Here is a 26,621-nt window from a genome sequence, read left to right as displayed (position 1 = left end):
GCGCAGCGCCTTTTGATGCTGCGTAGCTAGCGGAAACAGAGAGAGGTAATTCCAATGGCTGGACCCCAGCGCCGCGGTGGCGGTGCCGGTGGCGGCGAGCGGCGGGACCGGAAGGGTCGCGACGGTGGCAACGCCGCCGAGAAGACCGCGTACGTTGAGCGCGTTGTCGCGATCAACCGCGTCGCCAAGGTTGTGAAGGGTGGTCGTCGCTTCAGCTTCACTGCGCTCGTCGTAGTGGGCGACGGTGACGGCACCGTGGGTGTCGGTTACGGCAAGGCCAAGGAGGTGCCGGCCGCCATCGCCAAGGGTGTTGAGGAGGCCAAGAAGCACTTCTTCAAGGTCCCCCGTATCCAGGGCACCATCCCGCACCCGATCACGGGCGAGAAGGCTGCGGGCGTCGTCCTGCTCAAGCCGGCTTCCCCCGGTACCGGTGTTATCGCCGGTGGCCCGGTGCGTGCCGTGCTCGAGTGCGCGGGCGTGCACGACATCCTGTCGAAGTCGCTCGGTTCGTCGAACGCGATCAACATCGTGCACGCGACCGTGGAGGCCCTCCGGGGTCTGCAGCGTCCCGAGGAGATCGCGGCTCGCCGTGGTCTGCCCCTCGAGGACGTCGCTCCCGCGGCCCTGCTGCGTGCGCGTGCCGGGGCTGGTGCAGCGTAATGGCACAGCTCAAGATCACGCAGACGAAGTCGTACATCGGCAGCAAGCAGAACCACCGTGACACCCTGCGTTCCCTTGGTCTCAAGGGGATCAACACGCAGGTCGTCAAGGAGGACCGCCCCGAGTTCCGCGGCATGGTTCAGACCGTGCGCCACCTCGTGACGGTTGAGGAGGTCTGATCATGGGTGAGCAGAACCCGCTCAAGATCCACAACCTCCGTCCGGCCCCGGGCGCCAAGACCGCCAAGACCCGTGTCGGTCGTGGTGAGGCGTCGAAGGGTAAGACGGCCGGTCGTGGTACCAAGGGCACCAAGGCCCGTTACCAGGTTCCGGAGCGCTTCGAGGGTGGCCAGATGCCCCTCCACATGCGTCTCCCGAAGCTCAAGGGCTTCAAGAACCCCTTCAAGGTCGAGTTCCAGGTCGTGAACCTGGACAAGCTCGCCTCGCTGTACCCCGAGGGTGGCGAAGTCACCGTCGAGGGTCTGGTGGAAAAGGGTGCTGTCCGTAAGAACAGCCTCGTCAAGGTCCTGGGCCAGGGCGAGATCACCGTGGCGCTGCAGGTGACGGTCGACTCCGTCTCCGGCTCCGCCAAGGAGAAGATCACCGCCGCAGGCGGTACGGTCACCGAGCTCGTCTGAGGCAATCGGGCGTCTTGATGACGTGAACGTCCCTACCGGGGATGCCCCATCTTTGGGGCATCCCCGGTTGGTCGTTCCTAGGGGAGCAGTTACGCCGGTAAGGTGGCGTCCGTTGTTGCTGTATCCCATTAGTGGGCTCTGCCCTCGGGCCGGGCTCAGTGTGCCCCCGGCACCAAACCCGGTCCTTGGCCGTTAGACCGTTTACGTATTTGTCGAATCCTCAAGACCGTCACCTCTGGCGCACGCGCGCGGGGGTCGCAGGAGGCACCGTGCTCACCGCGTTCGCCCGGGCGTTCAAGACGCCCGACCTGCGCAAGAAGCTGCTCTTCACGCTGGGCATCGTCGTGATCTACCGGCTCGGCGCTCATGTGCCGATCCCAGGGGTGGATTACCAGAACGTCCAGACGTGTATGAACCAGGCCAATTCCAGCTCGGGCCTCTTCGGCCTGGTCAACATGTTCAGCGGTGGCGCGCTGTTGCAGATCACGGTCTTCGCGCTCGGCATCATGCCGTACATCACCGCGAGCATCATTCTGCAGCTGCTCACCGTGGTGATCCCGCGTCTGGAAGCCCTCAAGAAGGAGGGCCAGGCCGGCACGGCGAAGATCACGCAGTACACGCGCTACCTGACCGTGGCGCTCGCCATCCTTCAGGGCACCGGCCTCGTCGCCACCGCCCGCACCGGCGCGCTCTTCCAGGGCTGCCCCGTCGCCAGCGAGATCGTGCCGGACCAGTCGATCTTCATCACGATCACGATGGTCATCACGATGACCGCCGGCACCTGCGTGATGATGTGGCTCGGCGAAATGATCACCGACAAGGGCATCGGCAACGGTATGTCGATCCTGATGTTCATCTCGATCGCCGCGACGTTCCCGTCCGCGCTGTGGGCCATCAAGAAGCAGGGCTCCCTGGCCGACGGCTGGATCGAGTTCGGCACCGTCATCCTGGTCGGCCTCGTCATGGTCGCCCTGGTGGTCTTCGTCGAGCAGGCCCAGCGCCGTATCCCGGTGCAGTACGCGAAGCGCATGATCGGCCGCCGTTCCTACGGCGGTACGTCCACGTACATCCCGCTCAAGGTGAACCAGGCCGGTGTGATCCCGGTCATCTTCGCGTCGTCGCTGCTCTACATTCCGGCACTGGTCGCCCAGTTCGCCGGGGGTGATTCGCAATGGAAGGTCTGGATCGACGACCACCTGACCAAGGGAAATCACCCGATTTACATCGTCACGTACTTCCTCCTGATCGTTTTCTTCGCGTTCTTCTACGTGGCGATCTCGTTCAACCCCGAGGAAGTCGCCGACAACATGAAGAAGTATGGTGGCTTCATCCCGGGCATCCGGGCTGGCCGACCGACCGCTGAGTACCTTTCGTACGTGCTCAACCGGATCACCTGGCCGGGTTCGCTGTATTTGGGCCTGATCGCTCTCGTGCCGACGATGGCGTTGGTTGGTTTCGGGGCAAACCAGAACTTCCCGTTCGGTGGCACGAGCATCCTGATCATCGTGGGTGTCGGCCTGGAGACGGTGAAGCAGATCGAGAGCCAGCTCCAGCAGCGCAATTACGAAGGGTTCCTCCGCTGATGCGTATCGTCCTCGTCGGGCCGCCCGGTGCTGGCAAGGGAACGCAGGCCGCGTTCCTGGCCAAGAACCTGTCGATTCCGCACATCTCCACGGGCGACCTCTTCCGTGCCAACATCAGCCAGGGCACGGAGCTGGGCAAGAAGGCCAAGTCCTACATGGACGCCGGCCAGCTGGTTCCGGACGAGGTCACCATCGGGATGGCGAAGGACCGCATGGAGCAGCCGGACGCCGTGAACGGCTTCCTGCTCGATGGTTTCCCGCGCAACGTCTCGCAGGCCGAGGCGCTCGACGTCGCCCTCAAGGCCGACGACGTCACGCTGGACGCGGTCCTGGACCTGGAGGTCCCCGAGGACGAGGTGGTCAAGCGCATCGCCGGCCGCCGCATCTGCCGTAACGACTCCGCACATGTCTTCCATGTCGAGTACAAGCAGCCGAAGGCCGAGGGTGTCTGTGACACCTGCGGCGGCGAGCTGTACCAGCGCGACGACGACAAGGAAGAGACCGTGCGCAAGCGGCTCGAGGTCTACCACACGCAGACCGAGCCGATCATCGACTACTACCGGGAGCAGGGGCTCGTCGTGACGATCTCCGCCCTGGGCAAGGTCGAGGACGTCACGACGCGGGCCATGGAGGCCCTGAAGCGCTGAGCGCTTTCCGTACGTACCACGTGCCTGAGGCCGCGGTTCCCCGTCGGGGGGGATCGCGGCCTTAGTGTTGGGGTGGACTGGACGTACGTAACCCTCGTACCGGATGACGGAGAGCGCAGGCCCCCATGGTGCAGATCAAGACCCCCGACCAGATTCGCAAGATGCGGGAGGCGGGGCTTGTCGTCGCGGCGATCCACGCGGCGACCCGTGAGGCGGCCGTGCCGGGCGCGACCACCAGGGATCTGGACGAGGTCGCCCGCAAGGTGCTCGCCGAGCACGGGGCGAAGTCGAACTTCCTCGGGTACGGGGGGTTCCCCGCGACCATCTGCACCTCGAAGAACGAGGTCGTGGTGCACGGCATCCCGAGCGAAGAGGTCGTCCTTGAGGACGGCGACATCATCTCGATCGACTGCGGGGCGATCGTCGACGGGTGGCACGGTGACGCCGCGTACACCGCTTTCGTCGGGTCCGGGCACTCCGCGGAGCTGATCGAGCTGTCGCGGGTCACCGAGGAGTCGATGTGGGCCGGGCTCGCCGCGATGAAGTCGGGTAACCGGCTGGTCGACATCTCCCGTGCCATCGAGTCGTACATCCGCCGACAGCCGAAGCCGGGCGGCGGGAAGTACGGGATCGTCGAGGACTACGGCGGCCACGGCATCGGGACCGAGATGCACATGGACCCGCACCTGCTGAACTACGTCGAGCGGCGGCGGGGGAAGGGTCCGAAGCTGGTGCCCGGCTTCTGCCTCGCCATCGAGCCGATGGTCTCCCTCGGTACGCCGAGGACGGAGACGCTGTCCGACGACTGGACCGTCATCACGACGGACGGCACCTGGTCCTCCCACTGGGAGCACTCCGTCGCCCTCACCGAGGACGGCCCCCTGGTCCTCACCGCCCCCGACGGCGGCAAGGCGAAGCTGGCGGAGCTTGGTGTGACGGCGGCGCCGGACCCGCTGGGCTGATCGCGGGGCGCGGCATCGGGGTGGGGCTGGACGTTGCGCTTGCCCCGCGACGGGGTGCCGCCTTGCCCACCCTGCCGCCCCTGGCGGCAGATTGCCCAAGGCGGCCGGGGCGGCGGCGATTGCCCAAGGCGGCCGGGGCGGCGGCAGATTGCCCAAGGCGGGCGGGGCGGCGGCGATTGCCCAAGGCGGCCGGGGCGGCGGCAGATTGCCCAAGGCGGGCGGGGCGGCGGCGATTGCTCAAGGCGGCCGGGGGTGGCGGCAGATTGCCCGGGGCGGCGCGGCGGGGCTTAATGATCTTCCTCGTGGGGCAGAATCACGAGATTCGTCTTTCCGGGGGTACTGACGTAGACTGACTCGTCGGCTCTCGTGTATGCGCATGTCTCCATGCGGACACGGAAGTCGATCAAGGTAGTCGATTCGAAGGGCGAAGCGTGGCCAAGAAGCAAGGTGCCATCGAGATCGAGGGCACTGTCGTCGAGTCTCTGCCGAACGCCATGTTCAAGGTCGAGCTCCAGAACGGCCACCAGGTCCTGGCACACATCAGCGGCAAGATGCGCATGCACTACATCCGTATCCTCCCTGACGACCGGGTCGTGGTGGAGCTGTCTCCGTACGACCTCACGCGTGGCCGGATCGTCTACCGGTACAAGTAGATCTTGCCCTAGTCCCGCTTCGGCGGGCCGCCGGCAACTGACCCGGAGAACCTCACCCATGAAGGTCAAGCCGAGCGTCAAGAAGATCTGCGACAAGTGCAGGGTGATCCGCCGTCACGGTCGGGTCATGGTGATCTGCGACAACCCGCGCCACAAGCAGCGCCAGGGCTGACGTAGACCCGTTCACTGCAGTTCGTTCGTAGATCTCGCGCGACGCAGCACATCAAGTACATACGCAGAGCCCGCCGGCGACGGTTCGTCGTGGCGACACCTTCGGTCGGAGGCCGAGGACTCAGTTCGTACCAACCCTTTGGAACAAAGGGGACGGCGGCTGGGAGTGGTTCTGCTACAGACCTCCGAAGAATCAACAGGAGCCATGAATGGCACGCGTTGAAGGTGTTGACCTCCCGCGCGAGAAGCGCATTGAGGTCGCCCTCACCTACGTGTTCGGCATCGGCCGCACGCGCGCCCAGGAGACCCTGGACGCGATCGGTGTCGACCGCAACATCCGCGTTCGCGACATCAGCGAGGAAGACCTCGTAAAGATCCGCGAGTACGTGGACCAGAACTTCCAGACCGAGGGTGACCTCCGTCGCGAGATTCAGGCCGACATCCGCCGCAAGGTCGAGATCGGCTGCTACCAGGGTCTGCGCCACCGTCGCGGCCTGCCGGTGCACGGCCAGCGCACCAGCACGAACGCTCGTACCCGCAAGGGCCCGCGTCGCGCCATCGCCGGTAAGAAGAAGCCGGGCAAGAAGTAGTCCTCAGCGGACGCTCATCAGCGGTCTTCGCTGTAGGACCGACCACCTCCCTGTAGGAGAACGACATGCCCCCCAAGGGTCGTCAGGGCGCTGCCAAGAAGGTGCGCCGCAAGGAAAAGAAGAACGTCGCTCACGGCCACGCGCACATCAAGAGCACGTTCAACAACACGATCGTGTCCATCACGGACCCGACCGGCAACGTGATCTCGTGGGCCTCCGCCGGCCACGTCGGCTTCAAGGGCTCGCGTAAGTCCACGCCGTTCGCCGCGCAGATGGCCGCCGAGTCGGCTGCCCGTCGCGCGCAGGAGCACGGCATGCGCAAGGTCGACGTCTTCGTCAAGGGCCCGGGTTCCGGTCGTGAGACCGCCATCCGCTCCCTGCAGGCGACCGGCCTCGAGGTCGGCTCGATCCAGGACGTCACGCCGACGCCGCACAACGGCTGCCGTCCCCCCAAGCGCCGTCGCGTCTGACGCACGTCGCTTGACTTGAGGTTTACGGGCGGTACGGCTCTTCGGGGCGGTATCGCCCGTACCCTTGGCAGTACTCAAGGGCATCAAATAGTGGGTGCCCATGACTGAAGGATTCATTTCATGCTGATTGCTCAGCGTCCCTCGTTGACCGAAGAGGTCGTCGACGAATTCCGCTCCCGGTTCGTGATCGAGCCGCTGGAGCCGGGCTTCGGCTACACCCTCGGCAACTCCCTCCGCCGCACCCTCCTCTCGTCGATCCCCGGCGCTGCTGTCACCAGCATCCGTATCGACGGTGTCCTGCACGAGTTCACCACCGTGCCGGGCGTCAAGGAGGACGTCACCGACCTCATCCTGAACATCAAGCAGCTGGTCGTCTCCTCGGAGCACGACGAGCCGGTCGTGATGTACCTGCGCAAGCAGGGTCCGGGTCTGGTCACCGCCGCCGACATCGCGCCCCCGGCCGGTGTCGAGGTGCACAATCCCGACCTGGTCCTCGCCACGCTGAACGGCAAGGGCAAGCTGGAGATGGAGCTGACCGTCGAGCGCGGTCGCGGTTACGTCTCCGCGGTGCAGAACAAGCAGGTCGGTCAGGAGATCGGGCGCATCCCGGTCGACTCGATCTACTCGCCGGTTCTCAAGGTCACGTACAAGGTCGAGGCCACGCGTGTCGAGCAGCGGACCGACTTCGACAAGCTGATCGTCGACGTCGAGACCAAGCAGGCGATGCGTCCCCGCGACGCCATGGCCTCCGCCGGTAAGACGCTGGTCGAGCTGTTCGGTCTCGCCCGCGAGCTGAACATCGACGCCGAGGGCATCGACATGGGTCCGTCCCCGACGGACGCCGCTCTTGCCGCCGATCTGGCGCTGCCGATCGAGGAGCTCGAGCTCACCGTTCGGTCGTACAACTGCCTCAAGCGCGAGGGCATCCACTCCGTGGGTGAGCTCGTCGCCCGCTCCGAGGCGGACCTGCTCGACATCCGCAACTTCGGTGCGAAGTCGATCGACGAGGTCAAGGCGAAGCTGGCCGGCATGGGCCTGGCCCTCAAGGACAGCCCGCCCGGATTCGACCCGACCGCCGCCGCCGACGCCTTCGGCGCCGACGACGACGCGGACGCCGGGTTCGTGGAGACCGAACAGTACTGAGTCGCTCCGCTTCGGCGGACGGTTTGCTGCTGCGGGACCGTGGTTGCGGTTGCGCAGTTCCCCGCGCCCCTTTCAGGGGCCCGGGGTCTTCGACGGGCAACCCTGCCCGCTCGAACACTGACCCTGGTACCTCGTACGGCCAGGGCAGACACCTAGGAGAAACATCATGCCGAAGCCCACCAAGGGTGCCCGTCTGGGCGGCAGCGCCGCGCACGAGAAGCTGCTTCTCGCGAACCTCGCGAAGTCGCTCTTCGAGCACGGCAAGATCACGACGACCGAGGCCAAGGCCCGTCGTGTGCGTCCGTACGCGGAGCGTCTGGTCACCAAGGCGAAGAAGGGCGACCTTCACAACCGCCGTCAGGTGCTCCAGGTCATCACGGACAAGAGCGTCGTCCACACGCTCTTCACCGAGATCGCCCCGCGCTACGAGAACCGTCCGGGTGGTTACACCCGTATCACCAAGATCGGTAACCGTCGTGGCGACAACGCGCCCATGGCTGTCATCGAGCTGGTCGAGGCCCTGACGGTCCAGCAGCAGGCCACCGGTGAGGCCGAGGCCGCCACCAAGCGTGCCGCCAAGGACGCCGAGGCCAAGACCGAGGTTCCCGCCGAGACCACCGAGGCGCCGGCCGAGGCCGCCGCCGAGGAGTCCAAGGACGCCTGAGGCTGACGCCTTGTGTGTGAGCGGGTCCGCCCTTCCGGGGCGGGCCCGCTTTCCGTTTCTCCTAGCTAGGGACTGTGGGTTGTGAGTGATGAGGTGGCGGACGGGTTCGTCCGGCTGCGGCTCGATGTGAGCTACGACGGCAGGGACTTCTCCGGCTGGGCCAAGCAGGCCTCCGGGCGGCGGACCGTGCAGGGGGAGATCGAGGACGCGCTCCGTACGGTGACCCGGGCCGAGCGGACGTACGACCTGACGGTCGCCGGGCGGACCGACGCCGGGGTGCACGCGCGGGGCCAGGTCGCGCACGTGGACCTGCCGGCCGAGGTCTGGGGCGAGCACCGGGAGAAGCTGCTGAAGCGGCTCGCGGGGCGGCTGCCGAAGGATGTGCGGGTGTGGTCGGTGGCCGAGGCGCCGAGCGGCTTCAACGCGCGTTTCTCGGCGATCTGGCGGCGGTACGCGTACCGGGTGACGGATCATCCGGGCGGCGTCGATCCGCTGCTGCGGGGCCATGTGCTGTGGCACGACTGGCCGTTGGACGTCGACGCCATGAACGAGGCCGCCGAGCGGCTGCTCGGCGAGCACGACTTCGCCGCCTACTGCAAGCGGCGGGAGGGCGCGACCACCATTCGTACGCTGCAGGAGCTCAGCCTCGTGCGCGACGAGGAAGGGATCGTCACGGCGACCGTGCGCGCCGACGCCTTCTGCTACAACATGGTGCGATCCCTGATGGGGGCGCTGCTGTTCGTGGGGGACGGGCACCGGGGGCCCGAGTGGCCCGGGAAGGTGCTCGCCGCCGGGGTGCGGGACTCCGCCGTGCACGTGGTGCGGCCGCACGGGCTGACGCTGGAGGAAGTCGGCTATCCCGCCGACGAGTTGCTCGCCGCGCGCAACAAGGAGGCGCGCAACAAGCGGACGCTCCCGGGCGCCGGATGTTGCTGAGGGCGGCGCCCGGGGTGGCGGTCAGCCCGACGTCGCGGCCGCGGAGGCCTGGATCTCGCCGCGCCGCTTGATCTGCTGGAAGGTGAATTCCTGGAGGTCGTCGCCGAGGGAGAACACCGTGGTGTCCTTCTTCGTGGCGTCCTGGCCGTCGGTGCGGCCGCCGTTGGTGAAGTACGTATAGCGGCCCACGGAGTTCGCGGTGAAGCGGCACGTCGTGGTGCGGCAGAACGTGGGCACCCCGGAGCCGGGCAGCGAGACGACCGAGCCGTCGAAGTCGTACTGCTCCTTGGCCTTCGTCGCCTGCGCCTTCGTCTTGAAGACGGCGACACCGATGGTGACCGCGGAGTTGCCCTTGTAGTACGTGGCGCGGATCAGCTGGTTGCAGTCGTTGCTCTTCAGCACCCCGGAAAGACCCTTCTGTGCGGCCGACGCGCAGTCGGTCGCGCGGGCCGTGGCGCCCTTCGTGTAGACGCGGTCACCGAAGGTGAGCTTCTTGCCGGGGAAGAGCGTGTCCGCGCTGAGCGGGGCGCTGTCCTTCGCGGCGTTGTTGATGAAGTCGTTCGGATCGAGCGGGGGCGGCGGGGTCGTCGCGTCGAAGGACGGCCCTCCCGACTTGCCCTCGCTGGGAATGTCCGCCGTGCTCGGCAGCTGGTCGGCCGGTTTGTTGGCGGCGTCGTTCCTGCTGTTCGTCGAGACGATGCCCCACGCGACCGCCGAGCCGACGGCGAGCGTGGCGACGATCGCGCCGCCGATCACCATCCAGCGCTTCTTGCGCGCGCGTGCCTCTGATGCCTCCGCGAGCGACGCCCAGTCCGGGGTCGACCCGTTGTCATTGGGCCCCCACGGGGATCCCCCTTGCCCGAAACTCATGGGGCGCATCTTAGAGGTACGGCCTGGTGTGGCATCGCCCTCGTCCCGTGGTGGAGGTGTGAGGGGTTCTCGCGCGTTACCGTGAAGGGACACGGCACAGTGGAGTACAGGGCCTCCGGATTCACCGGGGCCCACGCGTTTTGACCCGTACGGGGCAGCGCGGGTACTCTCGACAGTTGTTATACGTATTGGCTTGGTCGTTCTCACGCGAAGGGCCCTTACGTAGGTTCCCTGGAGCAGTTACCAGTGGCTCGCATACGGGCAGCGTCCCCGGCACTGTGAGCCCCAGCTGCATGATCGCTTCAGTGGTGCCGTGTGTCAGGACCCCATTCACTGAAGAAGCGAAGGCATACGACCGTGCGTACGTACAGCCCCAAGCCCGGCGACATCTCTCGCCAGTGGCACGTCATTGACGCCCAGGACATCGTCCTGGGTCGTCTGGCGACCACCGCTGCCACCCTTCTGCGTGGCAAGCACAAGCCGACCTATGCGCCGCACATGGACATGGGCGACTTCGTCGTCATCGTCAACGCCGACAAGGTGCACCTGTCCGGCAACAAGAAGACCCAGAAGATGGCGTACCGCCACTCCGGCTACCCGGGTGGTCTGCGCTCCGTCCGTTACGACGAGCTCCTGGAGAAGAACCCGGAGAAGGCCGTCGAGAAGGCCATCAAGGGCATGCTCCCCAAGAACACGCTCGGCCGTCAGATGCTCTCGAAGCTGAAGGTCTACTCGGGCGACACGCACCCGCACGCTGCCCAGCAGCCGGTGCCGTTCGAGATCACCCAGGTCGCGCAGTAGTTCCGGCCACACCCCCTAAGACAGAAAAGAATCTGAGGAGAATCGTGGCCGAGACCACTGCCGAGACGCCGGTCGAAGAGATCGCCGACGTCGAGAGCTACACCACCGAGTCCGACGCCCCCGTCGAGGGCGAGTACACCTCGGAGTCCAACCCGGCCCGCTTCGGTGACCCGCAGCCGGCCGCCGGCCTGGGCCGTCGCAAGAACGCCATCGCGCGCGTTCGCATCGTGCCCGGCACCGGCAAGTGGAAGGTCAACGGGCGCACGCTCGAGGACTACTTCCCGAACAAGGTCCACCAGCAGGAAGTCAACGAGCCCTTCAAGGTGCTCGAGCTCGACGGCCGCTACGACGTCATCGCCCGCATCTCGGGCGGCGGCGTCTCCGGTCAGGCCGGCGCCCTGCGCCTCGGCGTGGCCCGCGCGCTGAACGAGGCCGACGTGGACAACAACCGCGGCGCCCTCAAGAAGGCCGGCTACCTCCGCCGCGACGACCGTGCGGTCGAGCGCAAGAAGGCCGGTCTCAAGAAGGCCCGCAAGGCCCCGCAGTACAGCAAGCGCTAAATTCCGCTGCCTGCTTGTTCTTCCGTTCGCCCCGGCGGCACGTATCGTGCCGCCGGGGCGTTCGGCTTATGACGATGTGAAGGTTCGGAGGACATCAAGGTGGGACGACTCTTCGGCACGGACGGCGTGCGCGGCGTCGCCAACGCGGATCTGACGGCGGAGCTCGCGCTCGGTCTGTCGGTGGCGGCGGCACATGTTCTGGGCGAGGCAGGCAGTTTTGAGGGCCATCGCCCGGTGGCCGTGGTCGGCCGAGATCCGCGCGCCTCGGGCGAGTTCCTGGAGGCCGCGGTCGTCGCGGGCCTGGCCAGCGCCGGAGTCGACGTGCTGCGCGTGGGCGTGCTGCCCACGCCCGCGGTGGCGTACCTGACGGGCGCGCTCGGCGCGGACCTCGGCGTGATGCTCTCCGCGAGCCACAACGCCATGCCGGACAACGGCATCAAGTTCCTCGCCCGCGGCGGCCACAAGCTGGACGACGCCCTGGAGGACCGGATCGAGGCGATCTACGAGGAGCACAGCACCGGTGCCCCGTGGGCCCGCCCGACGGGTGCGGGCGTGGGCCGCGTGAAGTCGTACGGCGAGGGCCTCGACCAGTACATCGCGCACCTCGCGGGCGTGCTGCCGAACCGGATCGAGGGCCTGAAGATCGTCCTCGACGAGGCGCACGGCGCGGCCTCCCGGGTCTCTCCGGAGGCCTTCACCCGCGTCGGTGCCGAGATCATCACGATCGGCGCGGACCCCGACGGGCTGAACATCAACGACGGGTGCGGTTCGACGCACCTGGACCTGCTGAAGGCCGCCGTCGTCGAGCACGGCGCCGACTTCGGCATCGCGCACGACGGGGACGCCGACCGCTGCCTGGCCGTGGACCACACCGGCTCCGAGGTCGACGGCGACCAGATCATGGCGGTGCTCGCGCTCGACATGAAGGCGCGCGGCGTGCTGCGCGACGACACGCTGGTCGCGACCGTCATGTCGAACCTGGGCCTGAAGCTGGCGATGGAGCGCGAGGGCATCAACCTCGTGCAGACCGCCGTCGGCGACCGGTACGTCCTGGAGAACATGAAGGAGAACGGGTTCGCGCTCGGCGGCGAGCAGTCCGGGCACGTCATCGTCCTCGACCACGCGACGACCGGCGACGGCACGCTGACGGGCCTGCTGCTCGCGGCGCGCGTCGCGCAGACCGGGCGGACGCTGAAGGACCTCGCGAGCGTCATGGAGCGGCTGCCGCAGGTGCTCATCAACGTGCCGGACGTGGACAAGTCCCGCGTCACCACGTCCAAGGACGTCGCGACGGCCGTGGCGGACGCGGAGCGTGAACTCGGCGCGACCGGGCGGGTGTTGCTCCGCTCGTCCGGTACGGAGCCGCTGGTGCGGGTGATGGTCGAGGCCGCGGACATCGCGCAGGCCCGGTCCGTCGCGGAGCGCCTGGCCGACGTCGTGAAGTCGGCGCTCGGCTAGTCGACCGCCGGTTTCCTGGCGGTACGTTCGCGCTGCTTGGCCCAGAAGAACTTCTGGGCGAGGAGCGTGACCGTACCGGCCAGGACGATGCCCAGCAGGTTCAGCAGGAGCTGCTCGGTGGAGCCCCACGTCTGCTTCATGTCGCCGTAGCTCAGCGCCACCGCGGCGTTCGCCGCCGCCGGGACCGTGGTCACCGAGATGGCGACGCCCACCAGGGCGCCGGACTTCGCCGAGGTGAGCGAGAGGGTGCCGGCCGCGCCCGCGAGCACGGCGACCACGAACGAGAACCAGTCGGGCGCGTAGACGAACCCGGTGTTCGGCCGGTCCGCCTCCAACTGGCCCTCGCTGAACAGGTTCACGGCGTCCATGAAGTAGCTGAAGCCCACCGTCACCGCCATCGCCACGGCGAAGCCGACGAGCAGGGCGACCAGGGAACGCCACGCCAGGCGCGGCGCCTTGCGCACCAGGGCCGTGCAGAACCCGGCGAGCGGGCCGAACTCCGGGCCGACCGCCATGGCGCCCACGATCAGGATCGCGTTGTCGAGCACGACACCGCACGCCGCGATCATCGTCGCGATGACCAGGAACGCCACGTACGTGATCGTGAGCGTGGACTCCTCGTGCGTGGCGTCCGAGAGCTGCTCCCACAGGACCGCGTCCGCGCCCTCGCCCGGCGCGTCCTCCTCGGCCTTGTCGGCGCGCAGGGACAGCGACAGGTCGATGTTCTCGACGGAGATCGAGCCCGACCGGTCGATTCCCAACTTCCGCAGACCGCCGATGAGTTCGTCGCCGGCCTCGCGGGCGACGTCGCACATGACGACATCGCCCGAGGGGTCGCGGGCGGCGTCCGGGAGCACCACCAGGTGCGTGGTGCCGGTCGTCTTCCCGATCAGACGCACCACGTCGTCCGTGGTGTCGGACGGCGTGATGAGGCGCAGATGCAGCATGGAGGTCTTTCTAGCAGCTACAGCTTGCGCAGGCGCAGGCGCTGCACCTTGTGGTCGGGGCCCTTGCGGATCACGAGTCCCGCGCGGCCGCGGGTGGGGGCCACGTTCTCCAGGAGGTTGACCTTGTTGACGGTGCGCCAGGTGGTGCGCGCGTAGTCCAGGGCCTCCTCCTCGGAGACCTGCGTGTACTTCCTGAAGTACGAGGACGGGTCCTGGAAGGCCGTCGCGCGCAGCTTGCGGAAGCGGTTGAGGTACCAGGCCTCGATGTCCTCGGCGCGCGCGTCGACGTACACGCTGAAGTCGAAGAAGTCGGCGAGGCCGACGCGGGTGCGGCCGTCCTTGCCGGGCAGGGCAGGCTGCAGCACGTTGATGCCCTCGACGATGAGGATGTCGGGGCGGCGCACCACGAGCTTCTCGTCGGGCACGATGTCGTAGATCAGGTGCGAGTAGACCGGGGCGGTCACCTCGTCCTTGCCCGCCTTGATGTCGGCGACGAAGCGGGTCAGGGCGCGCCGGTCGTACGACTCGGGGAAGCCCTTGCGCGACATCAGGCCGCGGGCCTCGAGCTCCTTGGTGGGAAGCAGGAACCCGTCGGTGGTGACCCGCTCGACGCGCGGGTGCTCGGGCCAGCGGGAGAGCAGGGCCTGGAGGAGGCGGGCGACGGTCGACTTGCCGACCGCCACGGAGCCGGCGACCCCTATGACGAAGGGTGTGCCGGACTGGGCCGCCTTCTTGTTCGTCTCGCCGAGGAACGTGTTGAGCGCCCCGCGCAGGCCGTCGGTCGCGCCCACGTACAGATTCAGCAGGCGGGAGAGCGGCAGGTAGATGTCGCGGACCTCGTCCAGGTCGATCACGTCACCGAGGCCGCGCAGTCGCTCCAGCTCTTCCGCTGTCAGCGGCAGTGGCGTCTTGTCGCGCAGTGCGCTCCATTCGGTGCGGGTGAGGTCGACGTAGGGAGTCACCTCCGGCTTCTGCCGGTGGGTGCTCCGGGAGGTCGCTTGTGGCTTGGACTCGGAGACCGGAGAGATCACAGTCCATTGTTACGGCAGTGTGGCCCGCGGCGGCAGGTGGGGTGTGTCACGCCGGGGGATGCGGGAACCCCGTTCGTCACAGGTTCGCCACAGGTATGGACCGTACGTGGGGGTGGCGATACATTCCGTGCACCCGTGGGACGCAAGGCTGCTCGCGGGGTGGGAGGGGAACCGTGATGGCAGCGCTTCGTGTGCCGAATTTCGTCCGCCGCAAGGCGGTGGATGCCTCCGCGATGGACGACTGGGCGAGTCACGTCTGCAGCGAACTCGCGCTCGAACTGCCCGACGAGGACATCGCCGAGGATCTGGACGACTGCCTCGACCTCTACCGCTACGGCAGCAAGCCGCGCTGCGAGGAGATCGAGTACCTGGAACTCGTGCGGGACGCGCAGGACCGGATCGACAGGGGACGGACGGCCTGAGGCCGCCCTGGCGGGGGAGCGCGGCCCGGCGACCGTAAGGTCTGCTGCATGAGCATCATCGGGGTCGGTATCGACGTGGCCGAGATCGAGCGGTTCGCGGCGTCGCTGGAGCGCACGCCGAACCTGGCCGGACGCCTTTTCCTGGACGGCGAGCTGCTGCTGCCCAGCGGGGAGCGGCGCGGGATCGCCTCGCTCGCGGCCCGGTTCGCGGCGAAGGAGGCCGTCGCCAAGGCGCTCGGCGCGCCGGCCGGGCTGCGCTGGACCGACGCGGAGGTGTGGGTCGAGGAGAGCGGGCAGCCCCGGCTCCGGGTGACAGGGACGGTGGCCGCGCGGGCGGCGGAGCTGGGTGTGCGGGGGTTCCATGTGTCGCTGAGCCATGACGCGGGGGTCGCGTCCGCGGTGGTGGTGGCCGAGGGGTAGACCGCCCCTTCGGCCACCACCGGCAGGCCCTACGACCGGTAGCGGAACACGATGCGGCCCCTGGTCAGGTCGTACGGAGTGATCTCCACCTGGACCCGGTCCGCCAGCAGGATCTTGATGTAGTTCTTGCGGATCTTGCCGCTGACGTGCGCGAGCACCCGGTGCCCGTTGTCGAGCTCCACCGTGAACATCGCGCTGCGCAGGCACTCGACGACGGTGCCCTCGGCGTGGACGCCGCTGCCTCCGGTGTTCTTCGCGGTTCTCCTCGTCTCGCTCATCGGGCCAGCTCCAGTGCGCGGTTCACGCGCCGCGCGCCGATGCCGTCGAACAGCGCCTTCGCCGCTTCGTTCGCCTCGTCCACCTCGGCCGACGCGGCCTGTGCGCCGCAGCGGTGCAGGGTGTTCAGTACGTCGGCCAGGAGGGCCCGCGCGATGCCGCGGCGCCGCGCGTCGGTGCGGACCGCGAGCAGGCCGATGCGGGGGCGCCGGGTGGCCGTCGCCAGGCGCAGCAGGCCCAGGTAGGCGCCGTCCGGGGCCTCGGCCACGGTGTACTTCGTGGGATCGACGACGGTGACCCCCGGTGGCAGCGGCCGCACCTCCGCGGGCATGGTGCGCCAGCCGGCCGCGGCCTCGACCTCGTCCCGGATCGTCCGGTCGAGGGCGCGCAGCCGCGCCTCGTCGGCCGCGCCGTACGGGACGACGGCGACGTCCGCGGGCGGGAGCGCCGCCCCGAGCCCGGTGACGGCGGGGTCGGTGGGTACTTCGTACTCCCACTCGGCGCGGCCGACCGTGAAGCCGAACTCCCGCCATTTCGACGTCAGTTCGGTGTCGTTCTCGTCGACGACGGTGTGCAGCGGGCCCGGCAGGTCCGCGAGCAGGGTCTCGGCCAGCGCCGCGAACGCGGTGTCGTGCCAGGCGTCGACGCTGATGAAGACGCGGCCGTCGGGCCGGTGCGCGGCGTGGCCGCGGCCGATCACCTCGTCGTTCTCCAGCGCGTGCCATTGGTGGTCGGCCACGCGGGTGACGACGAGTGGGGGTGGGGCTGTGCGGCGAGTGCGGTGTGTGGTCATCGGTGTCCCCTTTCGGAGGCCCTCGATCGTGAGATCTTCGGGGTGCTCCCGGCGACACCTGCTGTCAGCCGCCGGACCGTGACGAGCTGAGGGAGCACCCATGGGTGACTGCGTTCACGGGTCTCACCTCCAAGCTCTGACTGCACGGTCGTCGACGACGGTAGCAAGGGGCGGGCGTCAGCCGAAGTGGTTTTCCGTGACGTCCTGCCAGGCGCTCCGCAGCGCCCCCGCCACGTCCTGTGCGGACACCGGTGCGCCCTGCGCCGCGTGCCGGGCCGCCAGGCCGTGCAGGTACGCGCCCGTCGAGGCCGCGTCGAGGGGGTGCAGGCCCGCCGCGAGCAGCGAGCCCGTCAGGCCGGAGAGGACGTCGCCGCTGCCGGCCGTGGCGAGCCACGGGGTGCCGGTGGGGTTCACGCGGGCCGGGCGGCTGTCGTCCGGCGGCGAGACCAGGGTCGTCGAGCCCTTCAGGAGGACCGTGGCGGCATAGCGGGCCGCCAACTCCCGTACGGATGCCAGGCGTTCGGTCTCCACCTGGTCGCGGGTCACGCCGAGGAGCGCGGCCGCCTCTCCGGCGTGCGGGGTCAGCACGGTGGGCGCCGTGCGGGCGCGGACCGTCGCCGGATCCGCGAGGCGCAGCCCGTCCGCGTCGATCAGGACCGGGACGTCCGAGGCCAGGACGTCGTGCAGGCCCGACGTGTCGTCGCCGAGGCCGGGGCCGATCACCCACGCCTGGACCCGGCCCGCCTTCGCCGGCGGCCCGGCCGAGACGAGCGTCTCCGGGAAACGGGCGAGCACCGCGTCCGCGGCCGGGCCCACGTACCGGACGGCACCCGCGCCGCCGTGCAGCGCGCCCGCCACCGCCAGGACCGCCGCGCCGGGATAGCGGGCCGAGCCGGCGACGATGCCGACGACGCCGCGCCGGTATTTGTCGCTCTCGCCGGTGGGTTCCGGGAGCAGGGCCGCGACGTCCGCGTACTGGAGTGCCTCAAGACACGTTTCGTCGGGGGTGAGTTCGAGGCCGATGTCGACGAGGCGGAGCGCGCCGGCGTACTCCCGCGCCGGGTCGACGAGGAGGCCCGGCTTGTACGTTCCGAAGGTGACGGTCGCGTCCGCCCGTACCGCGTCGCCGCGCACTTCGCCGGTGTCGGCGTCCACGCCGCTCGGCAGGTCGACGGCCACGACGGTGCCCCGTGCCGCGTCGGCCAGTTCGGCCGCGCGGGGGCGCAGACCGCCCTTGCCGCCGATGCCCACGATGCCGTCGACGACGAGGTCGGCGCGGCCCACGCGTTCCGTGGCGTGCTCGTCCTGCGCGTCGAGGGCCGTGCCACCGGCCGCGCGGAGCGCCGCGAGGCCCGAGGCGTGCGCGCGCTCCGGGGAGAGCAGCAGCGCCGTGACGCCCGCGCCGCGCCGGGCCAAGCGGGCGCCCGCGTACAGGGCGTCGCCCCCGTTGTCCCCGCTGCCGACCAGGAGGACGACGCGGGAGCCGTACACCTTGCCGAGCAGGTCGGCGCAGGCGGTGGCGAGGCCCGCCGCCGCGCGTTGCATCAGCGCACCCTCGGGCAGCCGCGCCATGAGGGCGCGCTCGGCGGATCGGACCGTCTCTACGTCGTGAGCGAGTCGCATGCCATCGAGTGTCCCGCAGGGCCGCCGCCCCGGCCGAAGCGATTCGCCGCCCCGGCCGAAGTGATTCGCCGTCCCGGCCGAAGCGATGTGTGCCGGATCGGCCAACGGATTTCGTGTCACACCCCTCTGAGACACTGACCTCACCATGAACGAGAACGTGACTGCCCCGCTCCGCGCCCGCGCCGAGATCGATCTGGCCGCGCTCAGGGCCAATGTGAGGACCCTGCGCGCGCACGCGCCCGGAGCCGCGTTCATGGCGGTCGTGAAGGCGGACGCGTACGGGCACGGCATGCTTCCGGTCGCGCGCGCCGCCAAGGACGCGGGGGCCGAGTGGCTGGGGGCCGCCACCGCCGAGGAGGCCCTCGAACTGCGCGCGGCGGGTCTCACCGGGCGCATCATGTGCTGGCTGTGGGTGCCGGGCGGGCCCTGGCGGGCGGGCATCGAGGCCGATCTCGACATGTCGGTGAGCGGCATGTGGGCGCTGCGGGAGGTCACCGACGCCGCGCGCGCGGCGGGCCGGGTCGCCCGTATCCAGCTCAAGGCCGACACAGGGCTCGGGCGGAACGGATGCCTGCCCGGCGACTGGCCCGAGCTCGTACAGGAGGCGCTGAAGGCGCAGCGGGACGGGTTCGTGAACGTCACCGGGCTCTGGTCGCACTTCGCGTGCGCCGACGAGCCGGGGCACCCGTCCATCGCCGCCCAGCTGACCGCCTTCCGGGAGATGGTCGCGTACGCGGAGGCCGAGGGCGTCACCCCGGAGGTCCGGCACATCGCCAACTCGCCGGGGACGCTGACCCTCCCGGAGACGCACTTCGACCTCGTGCGCCCCGGCATCGCGATGTACGGGATCTCGCCGAGCCCCGAGGTCGGCACGCCCGGCGACTTCGGGCTTCGCCCCGTGATGACGCTGAAGGCGAATCTCGCGCTCGTGAAGCACGCTCCGGGTGGACTCGGGGTCAGTTACGGGCATCACTACGTCACACCGGGCGAGACGACGCTCGGCCTCGTCCCCCTGGGCTACGCGGACGGCATCCCGCGGCACGCGTCCGGCACGGCCCCGGTCCTGATCGGCGGCAAACGGCGCACGATCGCGGGCCGGGTGGCCATGGACCAGTTCGTCGTCGACCTCGGCGGCGACGAGCCGGCCGCCGGGGACGAGGCGGTGCTCTTCGGACCCGGTGACGGCGGCGAGCCGACCGCCGAGGACTGGGCGGTCGCGTCGGGCACCATCGCGTACGAGATCGTCACGCGCATCGGATCCCGCGTACCGCGCGTCTACGTAGACGAAGAGGGCGGCGGCGAAGAAGGCGGCACCACGCGCGCGTGACCGGCGTCACGGCTTGAAGGTCCACCGACACGGCGGTCCGAGCCGCCACCATGTGAAGCAACAACGGAACGGGTAACCCGACACCGGGCGACAGGCAGGACGCGGAGCAGGGAGCGGCACGTGAGCGAGAGCAGCGCACCGGCCACGGCGGCCGTCGTCGAAGCGGCGGAACAGGCCGCGTCGGGGAACTGGCGGCGGGCCGGCCTCGCGGGCACCGCCATAGGCGTGGTCGCGGCCGGGGCCGCCGCGGGCGTCGCCATCGAGCGGCTGACCGTGGGCCGCGGGATGCGCAGGAAGGCGCGGCTCGCCCTCGACGCGTCGGGGCCCTACGGATCGCTGCGCGGCGTGCCGGGAAAGGCGTACGCGGAGGACGGCACGGAGCTGTACTACGAGGTCGACGAGGCCGAGCCGGAGCCCTCCGGCTCCCGTCGGCGCCGCCTGTTCGGCCGCAAGAACCCGGCGCCCGTCACCGTCGTCTTCAGCCACGGCTACTGCCTGGGCCAGGACTCCTGGCACTTCCAGCGCGCGGCCCTGCGCGGCGTCGTCCGCTGCGTGTACTGGGACCAGCGCAGCCACGGGCGTTCGGGGCGCGGCGCCGAGCAGGTCGAGGACGGGGTGCCCGTCTCCATCGACCGGCTCGGCGGCGACCTGCTGGCCGTCATCGACGCGGCCGCGCCCGAGGGGCCGCTCGTCCTCGTCGGCCACTCCATGGGCGGCATGACCGTCATGGCGCTCGCCGACCGGTGTCCGGAGCTGGTCCGCGACCGGGTCGTGGGCGTCGCCCTCGTCGGTACGTCGTCGGGGAAGCTCGGCGAGGTCAACTACGGGCTTCCGGTGGCCGGGGTGAACGCGGTGCGGCGGGTGCTGCCCGGCGTGCTGAAGGCGCTCGGGCAGCGGGCGGACCTGGTGGAGAAGGGGCGCCGCGCGACGGCCGACCTGTTCGCCGGGATCATCAAGCGGTACTCGTTCGCCTCGCGGGACGTCGACCCGGCCGTCGCCCGGTTCGCCGAGCGGATGATCGAGGGGACGCCGATCGACGTGGTCGCCGAGTTCTACCCGGCGTTCGAGGAGCACGACAAGGCGGACGCCCTGGAGCACTTCGCGGACCTGCCCGTGCTCGTCCTCGCGGGGGAGCACGACCTGGTCACGCCGAGCGACCACAGCGAGGCGATCGCGGCGCTGCTGCCGGACGCCGAGTACGTGCTTGTGCCGGATGCCGGGCACCTCGTGATGCTGGAGCACCCGGAGGTCGTGACGGACCGTCTCGCGGACCTGCTGGTGCGCGCGGGAGCCGTGCCGACAGCCGCTACCGTGGGGATTTATGGAGACACCGGCAACACCGCACAGCCCGGCGGCTGAGCCCGCCACCGCGCCCGTCAATACGGTCACCGTCACCGTCAACTCCCCGGACGAGATGCGGGAGTTGGGGCTCGCCCTGGCCAAACAGCTGCGCCCCGGCGACCTCGTGATGCTCACCGGCGAGCTGGGCGCGGGCAAGACGACGCTGACCCGCGGGCTCGGCGCGGGCATGGGCGTACGCGGCGCGGTGACCTCGCCGACCTTCGTGATCGCCCGCGTGCATCCGCCGCTCGGTGAGGGTCCGGCCCTGGTGCACGTCGACGCGTACCGGCTCGGGGGCGGGCTCGACGAGATGGAGGACCTCGACCTCGACGTGTCCCTGCCGGATTCCGTGGTCGTCGTGGAGTGGGGCGACGGCAAGGTGGAGGAGCTGTCCGACGACCGGCTGCACGTGATCATCGACCGGGCCACGGGTGACACGACCGACGAGGTCCGGGTCGTGACGTTCCACGGGATCGGGGAGCGGTGGGCCGGGGCGGGCCTGGGGTCGCTGGCGGGCTGATCGGCCGCGGGGGCGGGAGCGTATCCCGACAGGGCGTCGGCAAATTCTTGCGCGGTGTGGCTTCGGCGTGTTCACATGGGGGCCGGTACTGGTTAGGTCTACCTAACTACGACTGCTCCGGCCCTCGGGAGGCGTCCATGTCGGCTTCAGAACACAACGTGTCGATGGAGGAGCTGCTCGCGTCCTGTGCGGCGGCGCGGGTTGTGTCTACGCCGCCTGCTCCGCCGGTTCGCCGGGATGCGTTGCGCCGGGACGGGGTCGCGGACGCGGGGCGCTGCCCCGGACCCCGCGCCTCAAACTCCGGCGGGGCTTGATCACCGGTTACTTGACGACGACGACCTTCGCGCCGATCGTCGCGAACTGCCACATCGCGTCGGCATCCTTGCGGGACTCGCGGATGCCGCCGGTCTGCTTGCCGGGGTCGGGGGCGGCCGTCGAGCCGTTGACCGCCGCGCTGAAGCCGATCGCCACGCCGTTCGTATTGGCGAAGCGGACCACGTGCTCGATCGGGACGCCGTCGGTGCCGGTGATGGAGCCGGAGCGGGAGGTCACCGCGTACGAGCCGGGCGCCGGGTCCACCGTGCCGGGCGTCACCCGGAACGTCGACTCCGTCTTGTTGCCCGCGCCGACCAGCCACACCCGGTCGCCGTCCAGCGCGTACACGACACGCTCGCCCTTGCCGGAGCCCGCGGGCAGCGCCTTCGGGTCCGTCTTCTTCTTGGGCGTCTTCGACGCCGAGGCGGAGGGCAAGGAGCCCTTCTTCTTCTCGGCGAGGTCGGAGGGCGCGCTCGCCGACGCCTGGTAGGCGAGGAAGCCGACCACGACGAGTGATCCCGCCGTGAGCGCGGTCACGAATCCGGTGCTGCTCCGTGCCACCAGGTGCCTGCCTCTCAAGTACGAACCTCAGGGTGACGGTAGCAGTCGAGGCCCGGCGGCCCGGCCTTGCACGACGTACGGACGTGTCCGCCTTCAGGTGGTCGTAGGCTGTTCGCGTGCTGTTGCTCGCGCTGGATACCGCCACCCCCGCCGTCACCGTCGCCCTGCACGACGGGACCTCCGTCGTGGCCGAGTCGAATCAGGTGGACGCCCGCAGACACGGGGAACTGCTGTTGCCCGCCGTCGACCGGGTGCTCACCGAGGCCGGCCTGCGGCTCGACGCCGTCACCGGGATCGTCGTGGGCGTGGGCCCAGGACCGTACACAGGGCTGCGTGTCGGGCTGATGACCGCCGACACGTTCGGGCTCGCGCTCGGTGTGCCCGTGTACGGCGTGTGCACGCTCGACGGGCTCGCTTACGAGGCGGGAGACGCCCTGGACGGGGCGGGGCCCTTCGTCGTCGCCACCGACGCGCGGCGCAAGGAGGTGTACTGGGCGCGCTATGCCGACGCGCGGACCCGGGTCACCGAAGCGGCCGTCGACCGGCCCGCCGACCTCGCCTCCGACGTGGCGGGGCTGCCCGCCGTCGGCGCCGGCGCGCTGCTCTACCCGGACACCTTCCCGGACGCGCGCGGGCCCCAGAACGTGTCGGCCGCGGCGCTCGCCGCCCTCGCCGCGGAGAAGCTGGCCGCGGGCGAGGAGCTCCTCGAACCGCGCCCCCTCTACCTGCGCCGCCCCGACGCGCAGGTTCCCAAGAACTACAAGGTGGTCACCCCCAAGTGACAGCCGTGGACGTATCGCTGCGCGAGATGCGCTGGTGGGACATCGACCCCGTGCTCGCCCTGGAGAAGGAACTCTTCCCGGACGACGCCTGGTCGCGCGGCATGTTCTGGTCCGAGCTCGCGCACGCCCGCGGCCTCGGTTCCACGCGGCGCTACGTGGTCGCGTACGAGGGCGAGAGGCTGGTCGGGTACGGGGGCGTGGCCGCGTCCGGCACCGCGTCCGACGGCGGCTCCGCCGCGGGGGCCGACATCCAGACCATCGCCGCCGCCCGCGACCACTGGGGCACCGGGCTCGGCGCCCGGCTGCTCACCGAACTGCTGCGGCACGCCACCGCCTTCGAGGTCGACCAGGTGATGCTCGAAGTACGCGTCGACAACACGCGGGCGCAGAAGCTGTACGAGCGCTTCGGCTTCGAACCGATCGGCTTCCGGCGCGGCTACTACCAGCCCGGCAACGTAGACGCGCTCGTGATGCGCCTGAACACCCATACCGTGAGTGAAGAGAAGAACCATGGCTGACGAACCGCTCGTCCTCGGTATCGAGACCTCCTGCGACGAGACCGGCGTCGGCATCGTCCGCGGCACCACCCTGCTCGCCGACGCCGTCGCGTCCAGCGTCGACGAACACGCCCGCTTCGGCGGCGTCGTCCCCGAGGTCGCCTCCCGCGCGCACCTGGAGGCGATGGTCCCCACGATCCAGCGCGCCCTGAAGGACGCGGGCGTCACGGCGAAGGACCTCGACGGCATCTCCGTCACGGCGGGGCCCGGCCTCGCGGGCGCGCTGCTCGTCGGTGTCTCGGCCGCCAAGGCGTACGCGTACGCGCTCGACAAGCCGCTCTACGGCGTCAACCACCTGGCCTCGCACATCTGCGTCGACCAGCTGGAGCACGGCACGCTGCCCGAGCCGACGATGGCGCTGCTGGTGTCGGGCGGCCACTCCTCGCTGCTCCTCTCCACCGACATCACCTCGGACGTACGTCCCCTGGGCGCGACCATCGACGACGCCGCCGGCGAGGCCTTCGACAAGATCGCGCGCGTGCTGAACCTCGGCTTCCCGGGCGGGCCCGTCATCGACCGGTACGCGAAGGAGGGCGACCCGAACGCGATCGCCTTCCCGCGCGGGCTCACGGGTCCCCGCGACCCTGCCTACGACTTCTCCTTCTCCGGCCTCAAGACCGCGGTGGCCCGCTGGATCGAGGCCAAGCGGGCGGCGGGGGAGGACGTGCCGGTGCGCGATGTGTCCGCGTCCTTCCAGGAAGCGGTCGTCGACGTCCTGACCCGCAAGGCGGTCAAGGCCTGCAAGGACCAGGGAGTCGACCACCTCATGATCGGCGGTGGCGTCGCCGCGAACTCGCGGCTGCGGGCGCTGGCCGAGGAGCGCTGCGAGCGGGCCGGGATCCGGCTGCGCGTGCCGCGCCCCAAGCTGTGCACGGACAACGGCGCGATGGTCGCCGCGCTCGGCGCGGAAATGGTGGCCCGCAACCGGCCGTCCTCCTCCTGGGACCTGTCCGCGGACTCCTCGCTCCCGGTGACGGAGCCGCATGTCCCCGGCCACCACCATCACGACCACGTGCACGAGGTCAGCAAGGAGAACCTGTACTCATGACGGTCGCGCTGATGTGGGAGGCCCGTGCCGTCGACGGCCGTGGCGAGGAGCTGCTCGCCTGGGCCAAGTCCCAGGTCCTCGACGGCGAACCCGAGCGCCGCGAGACGTTCCGCGCCCCACAGGACCGGGTCCTCGTCATCACGTGGTGGGACGCGGAGTACGACGCGAAGCTGCCCGAACTCCCGGAACCGGGCGACGATTTGGTGACCCGGACGGTCCACCGCTGGCGGTTCGAGACGGCCTAGCGGCTTTCCGCCGTGTCCGCCGTGTACGACAACAGGTAGCGCCAGAAAAGCAGTTGGCGCACCTCACTGCCGGGCAGGAGTCGCGCGTAGTGGCCGGGCGGGAGTTCGGCCCGCGCGGCGTCGGCGACGCGGTAGCGCGGCCCGCCACCGGCCGCCTCCGCGAGGGCCGGCGTCGCCGGATCCGGGTCGACCGCGTCGACCCGGTACCCGTGCGCCACGAGCCGCCGCGCGAACCGTCCCGTGCCGCATCCGACATCGAGCGTGACGCGGCCTCCGGCGGTCGGGAGCAGCGGCCGGCCGGGCGGGCAGATTAAGCCCCTGCGGCGATTGAGCAGCGGGGTCCGGGGCGGAGCCCCGTGGCGTCAACGCACCGGCGCGCCGATGAGCATCGTGGGCGCCCCCGCAACCCGCGTGAGAAACACCGTAACCGCCCGCTTCCCGAAGGGCTTCGGCATCGCCTTCCGCCGCAACTCCTCCGGCTCCACCGCCGACCCCCGCTTCTTCACGGTCAGCACCCCGACCTCCCGCTCCCGCAGCAACGCCTTCAACTTCTTCACGTTGAACGGAAGTTGGTCCGTGATCTCGTACGCGGCCGCGTAGGACGTGGGCCGCAACTCGTCCCCCGTCACGTACGCGATCGTCTCGTCGACGAGCCCGCCACCGACCTCCTCGGCCACCTCGGCGACCAGATGCGCCCGGATCACGGCCCCATCGGGCTCGTACAAGTACCGCCCCACAGACCGCACTTCGGGATCCGGCAGCCCGCGCCCGACGAGCGCCCGCGGCCCCGGCAGCAACGTCGCCCGCATCCGGCCGGGAGACGTACCGAACCACAGCACGGCCTCCTTCACGTCACCGCCGTCCGAGATCCACTCGGCATCCGCCTCCGCGGGGATCGCCTCGTGCGGAATGCCGGGAGCGATCTTCAGCGCGGCGCGCGGCGCCTTGAGCGCGGCGGACACGGCCCAGGACAGCGGAGGCGAGTACGCCTCGGGGTCGAAGATCCGCCCACGGCCGCCACGCCGCGCAGGATCCACGAACACCGCGTCGTACGCGGAGGTGTCCACCTCGGTGACGTCCGCCTCGCGCACCTCGATGAGCCCGGCGAGACCGAGCGCCTCCGCGTTCGCCCGCGCCACCGCGCACGTCAGCGGATCCCGGTCGACGGCAAGCACCCGGATCCCCGCGCGGGCGAGCGCGATCGCGTCGCCGCCGATGCCGCAGCACAGGTCGGCGACGGAGCGCACGCCCAGCCGCTCGAAGGCGCCGGCCCGGTACGCCGCCACGCTCGTCCGCGTCGCCTGCTCGACCCCGTTCGGCGTGAAGTACATCCGGCCCGCGTCCTCGGCCCCGAACTTCGCGACCGCCCGCTGCCGCAGCCGCGCCTGGGCGAGCGCGGCCGAGACGAGCTCGGCGGGGTGCTCGCGGCGCAGCCTCGTGGCGAGGGCGAGCTCCTGGGCCGGATCGTGATCCCGGAGTTCGTCGAGCAGGGCCAGGCCCTCGGGGGTCAGGAGGTCGGAGAAGGCGTCGGGCGAAGGGGAGGAGCTCACCCGGTCCATTGTGGGCCAGGCGGGCGACGGTGCACGCCAGGCGGCGGTGTCGGCCCGG

34 protein-coding genes are annotated in these 26,621 nt (G+C 69.9%); 25 read left to right on the top strand and 9 right to left on the bottom strand.

Features of this window, described 5'->3' with window-relative positions; translation table 11 throughout:
* Positions 1 to 54: 54 nt before the first annotated feature.
* The 13 genes from rpsE to truA all read left to right on the top strand — a co-directional run bounded on the left by rpsE (position 55) and on the right by truA (position 9,116).
* The gene (rpsE, locus tag ACIRHA_RS30355) at positions 55 to 660 is read left to right on the top strand and encodes a 30S ribosomal protein S5 (RefSeq protein ID WP_266713097.1); all 606 of its coding nucleotides are present in this window, start codon (positions 55 to 57) and stop codon (positions 658 to 660) included.
* The gene (rpmD, locus tag ACIRHA_RS30350; protein WP_326020845.1) at positions 660 to 839 is read left to right on the top strand and encodes a 50S ribosomal protein L30; all 180 of its coding nucleotides are present in this window, start codon (positions 660 to 662) and stop codon (positions 837 to 839) included. The genes rpsE and rpmD overlap by 1 nt, the downstream gene beginning before the upstream one ends.
* 2 nt (positions 840 to 841) lie before the next feature.
* Entirely contained in the window at positions 842 to 1,297 is a 456-nt protein-coding gene (rplO, locus tag ACIRHA_RS30345; RefSeq protein WP_266713101.1) for a 50S ribosomal protein L15, read from the top strand.
* 269 nt (positions 1,298 to 1,566) lie between these two features.
* Complete coding sequence (gene secY / locus ACIRHA_RS30340; protein WP_351338255.1) at positions 1,567 to 2,880, top strand: preprotein translocase subunit SecY; 1,314 nt, start codon at positions 1,567 to 1,569, stop codon at positions 2,878 to 2,880.
* Positions 2,880 to 3,527 carry an adenylate kinase gene (locus ACIRHA_RS30335; RefSeq protein WP_403852533.1) on the top strand — a complete coding sequence of 216 codons (648 nt, stop codon included), beginning with the start codon at positions 2,880 to 2,882 and terminating at the stop codon, positions 3,525 to 3,527. The genes secY and ACIRHA_RS30335 overlap by 1 nt, the downstream gene beginning before the upstream one ends.
* A gap of 125 nt (positions 3,528 to 3,652) precedes the next feature.
* On the top strand, positions 3,653 to 4,489 hold the full coding sequence (map, locus tag ACIRHA_RS30330; protein ID WP_403852531.1) for a type I methionyl aminopeptidase: 837 nt from the start codon (positions 3,653 to 3,655) through the stop codon (positions 4,487 to 4,489).
* A gap of 431 nt (positions 4,490 to 4,920) precedes the next feature.
* The gene (gene infA, locus ACIRHA_RS30325) at positions 4,921 to 5,142 is read left to right on the top strand and encodes a translation initiation factor IF-1 (RefSeq protein ID WP_003948620.1); all 222 of its coding nucleotides are present in this window, start codon (positions 4,921 to 4,923) and stop codon (positions 5,140 to 5,142) included.
* Between the two features lie 58 nt (positions 5,143 to 5,200).
* On the top strand, positions 5,201 to 5,314 hold the full coding sequence (gene rpmJ / locus ACIRHA_RS30320) for a 50S ribosomal protein L36 (RefSeq protein ID WP_003974245.1): 114 nt from the start codon (positions 5,201 to 5,203) through the stop codon (positions 5,312 to 5,314).
* A gap of 208 nt (positions 5,315 to 5,522) precedes the next feature.
* Positions 5,523 to 5,903, top strand: a complete 381-nt coding sequence (gene rpsM, locus ACIRHA_RS30315) for a 30S ribosomal protein S13 (RefSeq protein WP_403852529.1) — start codon at positions 5,523 to 5,525, stop codon at positions 5,901 to 5,903.
* A 65-nt stretch (positions 5,904 to 5,968) separates the two neighbouring features.
* Positions 5,969 to 6,373: a 30S ribosomal protein S11 gene (gene rpsK / locus ACIRHA_RS30310; RefSeq protein ID WP_003948617.1), complete on the top strand. Its 405-nt coding sequence runs from the start codon at positions 5,969 to 5,971 to the stop codon at positions 6,371 to 6,373.
* A gap of 120 nt (positions 6,374 to 6,493) precedes the next feature.
* Positions 6,494 to 7,516 (top strand): DNA-directed RNA polymerase subunit alpha, encoded by a 1,023-nt coding sequence (locus ACIRHA_RS30305; protein WP_003966937.1) that lies wholly within the window; start codon positions 6,494 to 6,496, stop codon positions 7,514 to 7,516.
* Positions 7,517 to 7,682: 166 nt separating this feature from the next.
* Complete coding sequence (gene rplQ / locus ACIRHA_RS30300; protein WP_403852527.1) at positions 7,683 to 8,180, top strand: 50S ribosomal protein L17; 498 nt, start codon at positions 7,683 to 7,685, stop codon at positions 8,178 to 8,180.
* 81 nt (positions 8,181 to 8,261) lie between these two features.
* On the top strand, positions 8,262 to 9,116 hold the full coding sequence (truA, locus tag ACIRHA_RS30295) for a tRNA pseudouridine(38-40) synthase TruA (protein ID WP_403852525.1): 855 nt from the start codon (positions 8,262 to 8,264) through the stop codon (positions 9,114 to 9,116).
* Between the two features lie 21 nt (positions 9,117 to 9,137).
* Here the strand turns inward: truA and ACIRHA_RS30290 are convergent, their stop codons facing one another.
* Positions 9,138 to 9,986, bottom strand: a complete 849-nt coding sequence (locus ACIRHA_RS30290; protein ID WP_403852524.1) for a hypothetical protein — start codon at positions 9,984 to 9,986, stop codon at positions 9,138 to 9,140.
* Between the two features lie 357 nt (positions 9,987 to 10,343).
* Between ACIRHA_RS30290 and rplM the strand changes: the two genes are divergently transcribed.
* The 3 genes from rplM to glmM all read left to right on the top strand — a co-directional run bounded on the left by rplM (position 10,344) and on the right by glmM (position 12,805).
* Positions 10,344 to 10,787, top strand: a complete 444-nt coding sequence (gene rplM / locus ACIRHA_RS30285; RefSeq protein ID WP_403852522.1) for a 50S ribosomal protein L13 — start codon at positions 10,344 to 10,346, stop codon at positions 10,785 to 10,787.
* 44 nt (positions 10,788 to 10,831) lie between these two features.
* Positions 10,832 to 11,347, top strand: a complete 516-nt coding sequence (rpsI, locus tag ACIRHA_RS30280; RefSeq protein WP_327661994.1) for a 30S ribosomal protein S9 — start codon at positions 10,832 to 10,834, stop codon at positions 11,345 to 11,347.
* Positions 11,348 to 11,446: 99 nt separating this feature from the next.
* A complete protein-coding gene (gene glmM / locus ACIRHA_RS30275) occupies positions 11,447 to 12,805 on the top strand; it encodes a phosphoglucosamine mutase (RefSeq protein ID WP_403852520.1) in 1,359 nt (452 codons plus the stop codon).
* Here the strand turns inward: glmM and ACIRHA_RS30270 are convergent.
* Together ACIRHA_RS30270 and coaA are read right to left on the bottom strand one after the other, a co-directional pair.
* The gene (locus tag ACIRHA_RS30270; RefSeq protein WP_403852518.1) at positions 12,802 to 13,752 is read right to left on the bottom strand and encodes a DUF389 domain-containing protein; all 951 of its coding nucleotides are present in this window, start codon (positions 13,750 to 13,752) and stop codon (positions 12,802 to 12,804) included. The genes glmM and ACIRHA_RS30270 overlap by 4 nt on opposite strands.
* A gap of 17 nt (positions 13,753 to 13,769) precedes the next feature.
* Positions 13,770 to 14,783, bottom strand: coding sequence for a type I pantothenate kinase (gene coaA / locus ACIRHA_RS30265; protein WP_403852516.1), 1,014 nt, complete (start codon positions 14,781 to 14,783; stop codon positions 13,770 to 13,772).
* A 176-nt stretch (positions 14,784 to 14,959) separates the two neighbouring features.
* On the opposite strand from coaA, the gene ACIRHA_RS30260 reads away from it, so the two are divergent.
* The gene (locus tag ACIRHA_RS30260) at positions 14,960 to 15,205 is read left to right on the top strand and encodes a hypothetical protein (protein WP_403852514.1); all 246 of its coding nucleotides are present in this window, start codon (positions 14,960 to 14,962) and stop codon (positions 15,203 to 15,205) included.
* A gap of 48 nt (positions 15,206 to 15,253) precedes the next feature.
* Positions 15,254 to 15,625 (top strand): holo-ACP synthase, encoded by a 372-nt coding sequence (locus tag ACIRHA_RS30255; RefSeq protein ID WP_403852511.1) that lies wholly within the window; start codon positions 15,254 to 15,256, stop codon positions 15,623 to 15,625.
* A 29-nt stretch (positions 15,626 to 15,654) separates the two neighbouring features.
* Here the strand turns inward: ACIRHA_RS30255 and infA (ACIRHA_RS30250) are convergent, their stop codons facing one another.
* The 3 genes from infA (ACIRHA_RS30250) to ACIRHA_RS30240 form a co-directional block, all read right to left on the bottom strand.
* Positions 15,655 to 15,903 (bottom strand): translation initiation factor IF-1, encoded by a 249-nt coding sequence (gene infA / locus ACIRHA_RS30250; RefSeq protein WP_403852508.1) that lies wholly within the window; start codon positions 15,901 to 15,903, stop codon positions 15,655 to 15,657.
* Positions 15,900 to 16,694: a GNAT family N-acetyltransferase gene (locus tag ACIRHA_RS30245; protein ID WP_403852505.1), complete on the bottom strand. Its 795-nt coding sequence runs from the start codon at positions 16,692 to 16,694 to the stop codon at positions 15,900 to 15,902. Before ACIRHA_RS30245 ends, infA (ACIRHA_RS30250) begins: the two co-directional genes overlap by 4 nt.
* A 177-nt stretch (positions 16,695 to 16,871) precedes the next feature.
* Positions 16,872 to 18,317 (bottom strand): NAD(P)H-hydrate dehydratase, encoded by a 1,446-nt coding sequence (locus ACIRHA_RS30240; RefSeq protein WP_403852503.1) that lies wholly within the window; start codon positions 18,315 to 18,317, stop codon positions 16,872 to 16,874.
* A 145-nt stretch (positions 18,318 to 18,462) separates the two neighbouring features.
* On the opposite strand from ACIRHA_RS30240, the gene alr reads away from it, so the two are divergent.
* From alr to tsaE, 3 genes are all read left to right on the top strand, one after another.
* Positions 18,463 to 19,644, top strand: coding sequence for an alanine racemase (gene alr, locus ACIRHA_RS30235; RefSeq protein WP_403852500.1), 1,182 nt, complete (start codon positions 18,463 to 18,465; stop codon positions 19,642 to 19,644).
* Positions 19,645 to 19,764: 120 nt separating this feature from the next.
* Positions 19,765 to 21,003 carry an alpha/beta fold hydrolase gene (locus ACIRHA_RS30230; protein WP_403852497.1) on the top strand — a complete coding sequence of 413 codons (1,239 nt, stop codon included), beginning with the start codon at positions 19,765 to 19,767 and terminating at the stop codon, positions 21,001 to 21,003.
* On the top strand, positions 20,966 to 21,505 hold the full coding sequence (gene tsaE / locus ACIRHA_RS30225; protein ID WP_403852494.1) for a tRNA (adenosine(37)-N6)-threonylcarbamoyltransferase complex ATPase subunit type 1 TsaE: 540 nt from the start codon (positions 20,966 to 20,968) through the stop codon (positions 21,503 to 21,505). Before ACIRHA_RS30230 ends, tsaE begins: the two co-directional genes overlap by 38 nt.
* Before the next feature lie 321 nt (positions 21,506 to 21,826).
* Here tsaE and ACIRHA_RS30220 read toward each other — a convergent pair whose 3' ends face one another.
* On the bottom strand, positions 21,827 to 22,381 hold the full coding sequence (locus ACIRHA_RS30220; protein ID WP_403852491.1) for a hypothetical protein: 555 nt from the start codon (positions 22,379 to 22,381) through the stop codon (positions 21,827 to 21,829).
* Positions 22,382 to 22,497: 116 nt separating this feature from the next.
* Between ACIRHA_RS30220 and tsaB the strand changes: the two genes are divergently transcribed.
* The 4 genes from tsaB to ACIRHA_RS30200 are packed head-to-tail and all read left to right on the top strand — an operon-like array spanning position 22,498 to position 25,013.
* Positions 22,498 to 23,163: a tRNA (adenosine(37)-N6)-threonylcarbamoyltransferase complex dimerization subunit type 1 TsaB gene (gene tsaB / locus ACIRHA_RS30215; RefSeq protein WP_403852488.1), complete on the top strand. Its 666-nt coding sequence runs from the start codon at positions 22,498 to 22,500 to the stop codon at positions 23,161 to 23,163.
* Between the two features lie 26 nt (positions 23,164 to 23,189).
* Complete coding sequence (gene rimI, locus ACIRHA_RS30210; protein WP_403852877.1) at positions 23,190 to 23,681, top strand: ribosomal protein S18-alanine N-acetyltransferase; 492 nt, start codon at positions 23,190 to 23,192, stop codon at positions 23,679 to 23,681.
* Positions 23,674 to 24,768, top strand: a complete 1,095-nt coding sequence (gene tsaD, locus ACIRHA_RS30205; RefSeq protein WP_403852485.1) for a tRNA (adenosine(37)-N6)-threonylcarbamoyltransferase complex transferase subunit TsaD — start codon at positions 23,674 to 23,676, stop codon at positions 24,766 to 24,768. The genes rimI and tsaD overlap by 8 nt, the downstream gene beginning before the upstream one ends.
* Positions 24,765 to 25,013: a hypothetical protein gene (locus ACIRHA_RS30200; RefSeq protein WP_403852483.1), complete on the top strand. Its 249-nt coding sequence runs from the start codon at positions 24,765 to 24,767 to the stop codon at positions 25,011 to 25,013. The genes tsaD and ACIRHA_RS30200 overlap by 4 nt, the downstream gene beginning before the upstream one ends.
* Here ACIRHA_RS30200 and ACIRHA_RS30195 read toward each other — a convergent pair.
* Both ACIRHA_RS30195 and ACIRHA_RS30190 read right to left on the bottom strand, forming a co-directional pair.
* Complete coding sequence (locus tag ACIRHA_RS30195) at positions 25,010 to 25,324, bottom strand: class I SAM-dependent methyltransferase (protein WP_403852875.1); 315 nt, start codon at positions 25,322 to 25,324, stop codon at positions 25,010 to 25,012. The two genes, ACIRHA_RS30200 and ACIRHA_RS30195, sit on opposite strands and share 4 nt — an antisense overlap.
* 51 nt (positions 25,325 to 25,375) lie before the next feature.
* Positions 25,376 to 26,572, bottom strand: coding sequence for a methyltransferase domain-containing protein (locus ACIRHA_RS30190; protein ID WP_403852873.1), 1,197 nt, complete (start codon positions 26,570 to 26,572; stop codon positions 25,376 to 25,378).
* Between the last annotated feature and the right edge of the window lie 49 nt (positions 26,573 to 26,621).

The sequence above is a fragment of the Streptomyces sp. NPDC102360 genome (genome assembly GCF_044766085.1).
Classification (GTDB): domain Bacteria; phylum Actinomycetota; class Actinomycetes; order Streptomycetales; family Streptomycetaceae; genus Streptomyces.
Note: the sequence above shows the minus strand (reverse complement) of the source record. Positions and strands in the feature narration are given on the sequence as shown.